This window comes from Nocardioides sp. Root240 (genome assembly GCF_001428825.1).
GTDB lineage: Bacteria > Actinomycetota > Actinomycetes > Propionibacteriales > Nocardioidaceae > Nocardioides.
On sequence record NZ_LMIT01000011.1, the window covers coordinates 484355 to 491076 of the forward strand.

10 protein-coding genes are annotated in these 6722 nt (G+C 71.7%); 6 read left to right on the forward strand and 4 right to left on the reverse strand.

Annotated elements, in window-relative coordinates:
* The 3 genes from ASE20_RS16350 to ASE20_RS16360 all read right to left on the reverse strand — a co-directional run bounded on the left by ASE20_RS16350 (position 1) and on the right by ASE20_RS16360 (position 1685).
* Positions 1-828 (reverse strand): MlaE family ABC transporter permease, encoded by an 828-nt coding sequence (locus ASE20_RS16350; protein WP_200952835.1) that lies wholly within the window; start codon positions 826-828, stop codon positions 1-3.
* A 90-nt stretch (positions 829-918) separates the two neighbouring features.
* Positions 919-1287 (reverse strand): hypothetical protein, encoded by a 369-nt coding sequence (locus ASE20_RS24795; protein WP_056895605.1) that lies wholly within the window; start codon positions 1285-1287, stop codon positions 919-921.
* Complete coding sequence (locus ASE20_RS16360; protein WP_056895606.1) at positions 1287-1685, reverse strand: hypothetical protein; 399 nt, start codon at positions 1683-1685, stop codon at positions 1287-1289. Before ASE20_RS16360 ends, ASE20_RS24795 begins: the two co-directional genes overlap by 1 nt.
* Positions 1686-1887: 202 nt before the next feature.
* On the opposite strand from ASE20_RS16360, the gene ASE20_RS16365 reads away from it, so the two are divergent.
* The gene (locus tag ASE20_RS16365) at positions 1888-3084 is read left to right on the forward strand and encodes a LuxR C-terminal-related transcriptional regulator (RefSeq protein WP_162261007.1); all 1197 of its coding nucleotides are present in this window, start codon (positions 1888-1890) and stop codon (positions 3082-3084) included.
* Here the strand turns inward: ASE20_RS16365 and ASE20_RS16370 are convergent.
* Entirely contained in the window at positions 3081-3668 is a 588-nt protein-coding gene (locus ASE20_RS16370) for a TetR/AcrR family transcriptional regulator (RefSeq protein ID WP_056895608.1), read from the reverse strand. The two genes, ASE20_RS16365 and ASE20_RS16370, sit on opposite strands and share 4 nt — an antisense overlap.
* 78 nt (positions 3669-3746) lie before the next feature.
* On the opposite strand from ASE20_RS16370, the gene ASE20_RS16375 reads away from it, so the two are divergent.
* The 5 genes from ASE20_RS16375 to ASE20_RS16390 all read left to right on the forward strand — a co-directional run bounded on the left by ASE20_RS16375 (position 3747) and on the right by ASE20_RS16390 (position 6428).
* Positions 3747-4967, forward strand: a complete 1221-nt coding sequence (locus tag ASE20_RS16375; protein ID WP_056895609.1) for an acyl-CoA dehydrogenase family protein — start codon at positions 3747-3749, stop codon at positions 4965-4967.
* 148 nt (positions 4968-5115) lie between these two features.
* The gene (locus ASE20_RS25870) at positions 5116-5250 is read left to right on the forward strand and encodes a hypothetical protein (protein WP_257026870.1); all 135 of its coding nucleotides are present in this window, start codon (positions 5116-5118) and stop codon (positions 5248-5250) included.
* 24 nt (positions 5251-5274) lie between these two features.
* Positions 5275-5559, forward strand: a complete 285-nt coding sequence (locus ASE20_RS16380; protein ID WP_056895610.1) for a hypothetical protein — start codon at positions 5275-5277, stop codon at positions 5557-5559.
* Positions 5538-5879 carry a hypothetical protein gene (locus ASE20_RS16385; RefSeq protein ID WP_056895611.1) on the forward strand — a complete coding sequence of 114 codons (342 nt, stop codon included), beginning with the start codon at positions 5538-5540 and terminating at the stop codon, positions 5877-5879. The genes ASE20_RS16380 and ASE20_RS16385 overlap by 22 nt, the downstream gene beginning before the upstream one ends.
* A gap of 21 nt (positions 5880-5900) precedes the next feature.
* Positions 5901-6428 (forward strand): gamma carbonic anhydrase family protein, encoded by a 528-nt coding sequence (locus tag ASE20_RS16390; protein WP_056895612.1) that lies wholly within the window; start codon positions 5901-5903, stop codon positions 6426-6428.
* Positions 6429-6722 lie beyond the last annotated feature (294 nt).

Consider the following 6722-nt stretch of genomic DNA (forward strand, 5'->3'; position numbering starts at 1 on the left):
TCAGCGGTAGACCTGGATCTCGGGCGCCAGCCCGAGCAGGATCGTCGTGAACACGAAGTTGAAGGACCAGATGGCCGCGAAGGCGATGACCACGGCCTGGTTGACCGCGCGGCCGACGCCGGCCGGTCCACCGCTCGCGGTGAAGCCCTTGTAGCAGCAGACGACCGAGATGATCAGGCCGAACAGGGTCGTCTTCACGACACTGGCCCAGACGTCGGTGGTGGTGGCGTTGGCGAAGAAGTTCGCATTGAACGCCGAGCTCGACGCGCCGAGCTGCAGCGCGGCGACGTACCCACCGAGGACGCCGAACACCAGGGCGATCAGGTCCATCAGGCCGGTCATGATCGTGACCGCGATGACCCGCGGCAGGATCAGCACCCGCACCGGGTCGAGGCCGAGCACCTCCATCGCGTCGATCTCCTCGCGGATCCGGCGCGCGCCGAGGTCCGCCGTGATCGCCGTCCCCATGACGCCGGCGACGACCATCGCGTTGATCCACGGCGCGAACTCACGCACGCTCGCCATCACGAAGAAGGAGCCGAGCCGCTCGGGGATGCCGAAGAGGATGTAGAGGTTGCCCGCCTGCAGGCCCGGGGCACCGAACCCGAAGCAGAAGCAGGAGAACATCATCGGCACCCAGCACAGGCGCAAGGTGTCGTACATCTGGTCCCGGACGTCGCCCCAGTAGCCGCGCGGCTCCCGCACCGCGGAGCGGAGCACCCGGCCGAGCAGCTGGATCATCTCGCCGACCTGCTGCAGCGGGGCCTGGGCCGAGCGCAGGGTCTGGCCGACCGTCCGTGACGGCGACTCCGGCGTGCTGGTCGTCATGTGTCGATCGTCACGTCCGCGGGTGGGGCCCGACATCCACAGTGGGGGGTGGATTCATCCCCCCATCGGGCACGGCCCGGACCCAGGTGCTCAGGCCGTGCGGGGCGCCGGGGCCAGGCCGCCGACAAGGGCACCGACCGTGAGCGCGGTGAGGCTGGTGAGCAGCAGCTGGGTCCACGGCACGGCATCCGCGACGGAGAGCACGAGCGGGAGGACGAGCGCGTACGAGCCGAGCGCGGCCGCCGTACCGACGACGGCGCGGTCCAGGCGCAGCGCCGGCGGCTGCGCGCCGGAGACCGCGCGTGGCCGCGCGGCCCATGCGAAGGCGGCGAGCGCCACGAGGAGCAGCCAGACGTAGCCCAGCGCGGGCAGGAGCTGGCCCACCCACGGCTGCACGACGCCGCCGATGAGGAGGACCGAGAAGCCGCGCGAGGCGCCGCCGACGACGAGCGGGGCCATCAGGCCACGCCCTCGGAGGAACGGAAGTGGTCGAGCGCCGGGGTCACGAGGAGGAGCAGCAGTCCCACCGCGATCGCGACCGGTACGACGAGCGCGACCCACGAGCCCACCAGCGCGAGCACCACCGTGCCCGCCGTACCGGCGACGACGAGCGAGAGCGGCCCGTAGGACTGGCCGAGCCACACGAACCAGCAGCCGAGGAAGGAGACCAGGCCGAGGGCGACCAGCGCGATCCCCCAGGGCCGGAAGCTGTCGGAGGCCACCAGGTCGACCCCGACCGCGCCCCGCGCGCCGGGCAGCACGTCGGCTGCCAGGCCGACGAGCAGCAGGCCCGACGCCTGCACGTAGCCGGCTCCGACCACCGTCCAGACCCACCCGCCGGTGTCCACCTTCGTCATGTCCCGACGGTAGGTGCGGGGCTCGGCCGGGCGCGTGCCCCCTGGGGGGTGGGCAGCTCTCACCTTGGGGGGATTTGGCCCCCCGCTGGGGGTGCGAGACGTTCCCAACGCCCGTGACCTCGCCTATCTTGAGGCTGTTGTCTCTATGACGCGAGTCACACGCCAGGCAGGGCGTACCGCGGCGCGAGAAGGGGTGGACGACATGGGGAACGCATCGCACGCCGAACGGGGTGGACGCCGGCCGAGCATCTTCGCCGAGCACCTCGGGGACGGTGCCCTCGACGAGTTCGAGGCCGTGCTGAACGAGGCCGAGCAGCTGCTCGGACCCGACTCGATCCCGCCGATCGACGAGATCACCGACTTCAACGCAGCCACCGCGGCCCTCGAGAGCGGCTGGCAGAGCATCCGTACCGCGTTCTCCGACGGCCAGGCCCTGGCCGAGCGGATCGACTGCGCGAACATCGACGACCTGATGCACCGGATGATCCGCAACGAGCGCATCGTGCGCACCGCGCAGGTCCGGCACCGCGACGCCGTCGTACGGCTGGTCCGGGAGACCCTCGCCGACCTGCGTGACGTCGAGACGGTCGACGGCCTGATCTCCGCCGGCGCAGAGGCGGTCTGCCGCCTCGGCTTCGACCGCTCCATCGTGTCGCGCGTCGAGAACAACACGTGGATGACCGAGTTCGTCCACCTCGAGGGCGACTCCGAGTGGGGCGCCGAGATCCTCGCCGCAGGCCGCGCGCACCCGGTGCCGCTCGTCCACGGCCTTCCCGAGGACGAGGCCCGGCGCCGCTGCAAGCCGATCCTCGTCACCCGGGTGCAGGAGCGCGAGGCGGTCCACCAGGCCGTGGCCGACGCGTCCGCCTCCCGGTCCTACGTCGCCGCGCCGATCATGCCCGGCAAGCGCCTGCTCGGCTTCGTGCACGGCGACCGCTTCTTCCACCGTGGCGAGGTCACCGACTTCGACGCCGAGCTGATCGGTGTCTTCTCCCAGGGCTTCAGCTTCGCGCTCGAGCGGGCGCTGCTCGCCGAGGAGCTCGAGCAGATGCGGGCCACGGTGCGCCAGATCGGCCTCGGCCTGCAGGGGTACGCCGAGCACGGCGCCTCCCCCAGCCCGACGCCCGGCTTCATCCCGCCCCACGCCTGGCAGGGCGGCTCACCGGTGCGCGGGCCCGAGCCGCACGTCGGCGACGTCGAGCTGACCCGGCGCGAGTACGACGTCTTCCAGCTGATGGCGCAGGGCGACACCAACCACCGGATCGCCCGCCGGCTCTCGATCTCCGAGGGCACCGTGAAGTCGCACGTGAAGCACATCCTGCGCAAGCTTGGCGCCGCCAACCGGGCCGAAGCCGTGGCGCGCTGGCACTCCGCGCAGTCCCAGCACATCGGCTCCTAGGCGGGAGCCACCAACCGCACGACGGTCGCCTCGACCGCCCGCAGGTCGGGGTGCGCCTTCGGGCTCGCGGTCGAGGTGCTGTTGAGCGCACCCACCACCAGGTCACGCAGCACCCGCAGGTCGACGTCGTCGCGCACCACGCCCTCCTTGCGGCCGCGGCTGAGCACGTCGAGCCAGACGCGAGCGAAGCGCCGCTCGTGGTCGGCGTGCGCGGCCCGCAGCTCCGCCGGGAGGGTCTCGACCATCCGTACCACGGCAGCCGCGCGGTCGTCGCTGGCGTGCAGCGCGGCGAGGTGGCCGTGGACGGCTGCCCGGAGGCGTTCGACCGGCTCCGCGTCGTCCGGTACGGCGGCGATCGCCTCCTTCAGCGCGGCCCGGGCCGACTCCACGCCGTCCGCCAGGGTGGCGGCGACGAGGTCGTCCTTGGTCGGGAAGTGGAAGGCGAGGCTGCCGACCTTGAGGCCCGCGGCGTCGGCGATGCGGCGCAGGCTCGCGCCGCCGTACCCGTGGACGGCGAACTCGTGCGCCGACGCGGCGAGGATCCGCCGGCGGGTGCGCGCGGCCTTGGTCTCCGGAGCTTCCACGGGCCCACCCTAGCGAATCTGATGATCGTCCGATTATGCTCGGAATCGTACGACCGTCCGATTTCAAGGAGAAGCCCGATGACCGTCGCCCGCACCCAGGACCGGATGTCGCACGACGTCTTCCTCCCCGCCGAGATCGTCGAGCTGCGCGCGCGGGCCCGAGCCTCCGTCGCGAAGCACGTCGCGCCGGTCGCCCGCGAGATCGGCAGCCGCGAGGAGTCGGTGGACAGCTTCCCGTGGGACGCCTTCCGCGGCTTGGCCTCCGACGGCCTGTTCGGGATCCCGTTCGGCGAGCCCTACAGCACCATCGAGCACCCGATGCTCGGCGTCTGCACCGTCGCCGAGGAGATCGCCTACGAGTCGTCCTCCCTCGCCGGCGTGTACGACGGCCAGTGCATCCTCGTGCCCGCCACGCTCGCCCACGCGACCCCCGCGATGCGCGAGCGGCTCGTGCCCGACCTCGTCTCGGGCCAGCAGGCCTTCGCGTTCGCGACGACCGAGCCGGAGACCAGCTCCGACCTGACCGCCACCCGGCTCGGCACCTGGGCGGAGGAGACGGTCGACGGCTGGGTCGTGAACGGCCGCAAGCGGTGGATCACCAACAGCGTGGTCGCCGGCTGGGTCTCGATGCTCGTCCGGGCCGGCCGGGACGGCGAGCGTGCGCACATGCTGCTGATCGACCTCTCCAGCCCGGGCGTCCGGATCGGCACCCCGGACCTGAAGATGGGCCACCGCGGCCAGATCACCGCCGACATCGTGCTCGAGGACGTCCACGTCCCGCGCGAGTGCCTGCTCGGCGAGCCGGGCGGTGGCATGGCGGTGGCGCTGGGCGCCCTCGTCCGGGGGCGGATCGGCATCGGTGCCGCTGGCGTCGGCGTCGCCCAGGCCGCGCTCGACCTCGCCGTCCACCGCCTCCAGACGCGCGAGGTCTTCGGCCGCCCGCTCGGCGCGATGCAGCACTGGCAGTTCCAGATGGCGCAGCGTGCGACCGAGCTCGAGTGCGCCCGCAGCCTCTACCAGAAGGCGGCGATCCTGCTGGACCGCGGCGACCGCACCGCCGAGCCCGAGGCCGCGATGGCCAAGGCCTACGGCACCCGCCTCGCCAACGACCTGGTCCGCGAGGCGATCCAGGTCCACGGCGCGGTCGGCTTCGCCCGCCAGGTCGGGGAGACCGGGGAGTCCGTGCGGCTCGAGGAGATGTACCGCGACGCGAAGATCCTGGAGATCTTCGAGGGCGCCAACGAGCTCCAGCAGTGGATCGTCGCGCGGCGGCTGATCGGACGCGACATCACCGGCTGACGTCGTACCGCCACCGGTCGGACGGGCCCCAGGTCCCCCGAAAGGACTATCCCGTTCACCGGTATGGGGGGCGCGCACAGGGGTGGGCGAGGCGCACCATCGAAGAGTGCTCGACGGTGAGCACAGGGACCGGAAGGAGGGGTGGGCGATGACCTGGCACACCTCGACGACGACCCGGGACCAGCTCCAGCTGCTGATCACCCACATCCGCCACTGCGGTGGGACCGTGGCCAGCTGCCAGCGCTGCTCCGAGGGCCTGCTCGTCACCTGGTTCACGCTGTGACGGCGTCCGCCTAGCCTGTACGGCGTGACCGACGCCGAGCAGCAGTTCGCCGACTACCTGTCCCGCCAGCCCGGCCATGCGTTCGGCGACGTGCTCAGTGCCTCCGGCAAGTCCATGCAGCCGATCAGCAGGGCTGCCCACGAGGCGGCCGCCAACCTCCTGGACAAGGCGGCACGAGCACTCGACGCCGGCGAGTCCGAGCGGGCCGACCACTTCATCGCTCGCGCGTGTCGTATCGCGTTCGACCGGCACGAGGGGACTCACCCGGCGGCGTGGGTCGCGGCCACATGGACCTCTTCACCCTGGTGACCGACGCGCTGGAGGAGAGCGAGCCCGACGACCGCATCTGGCTCGACGCCGCCATCGCCGCGACTGCCGGCGCCGACGAGCGCGGCCGGTCGGAGATGCGCGACGTACTGACGACCGTCGCCGCGGAATACCGACTCCACCGCCGAGAAACCTCGGCGATCCGGGCCCTGGCCAAGGATCTTCCTGAGCTCACCTCAGCGGGCGACCTCCGCTTCGGTCCCGACGAGCTCGATCAGCTCGCCGACGTCGTTCGTTCACTCCTCTGCCTGCAACGGGCGTACGTCGATGCGGTCGAGGCCCTCCTCGGAACCGCCAGCTGACCTTGCCACTAGCCTCGTCGCGTGTTTGCGTACGAGTTCGAGGGCAAGTCCCCGCAGGTCCACCCCGAGGCGTTCGTCGCTCCGACGGCGACGCTGATCGGCGACGTACGGATCGAGAAGGGTGCGAGCGTCTGGTACGGCGCCGTGCTGCGGGCCGACATCTGCACGATCATCGTGCGGGAGGGCGCGAACATCCAGGACAACTCGGTCGTGCACGGCGGACCTGACGTGGTCGTCGAGATCGGCAGGAACTCGACCGTCGCGCACGCCTGCGTCTTCCACGGCGACTCGCTCGGCGAGAAGGGCCTGATCGGCAACGACACGACGGTCCTCGACGGCGCCACCATCGGCGCGGGCTCCCTCGTCGCGGCCGGCTCGCTCGTGGCCCCCGGCACCCACATCCCCGACGGCGTTCTCGCCGCCGGCAGCCCGGCGCAGGTCAAGAAGCCGATCGAGGGCACCGGCGCGGCGTTCTGGGTCGAGACGAACGCGCCCTACTACGCCGAGCTGGCGCGCCGGCACCGCGAGGGCGTCAAGCCGGTCGACTGACGGCCCGCAGGAACAAGACTGCTCCTGCGACGCATCGATGGGTCGCCCTCCGGGATCGTCGGCGGACTGTTGCGTCGGTCGATGATGGGGTTCGCAAGCGGCAGCGACGGGGCGAGCCGGGTGGTGGGTCAGGTCCGGCGGCCGGGTTGCGGGCGGTGGGGGGACAGCGGCGCGTGGCGACCCACGGAAGCGTCAGGAGAGCCGACAAAACTCACGCTTGGACGATGAAACTTCGGCTCTTCTGCTGCATGTGTGGGTGGGATGAGCGGGTCCTGACGAGCACACGCCGCTCCC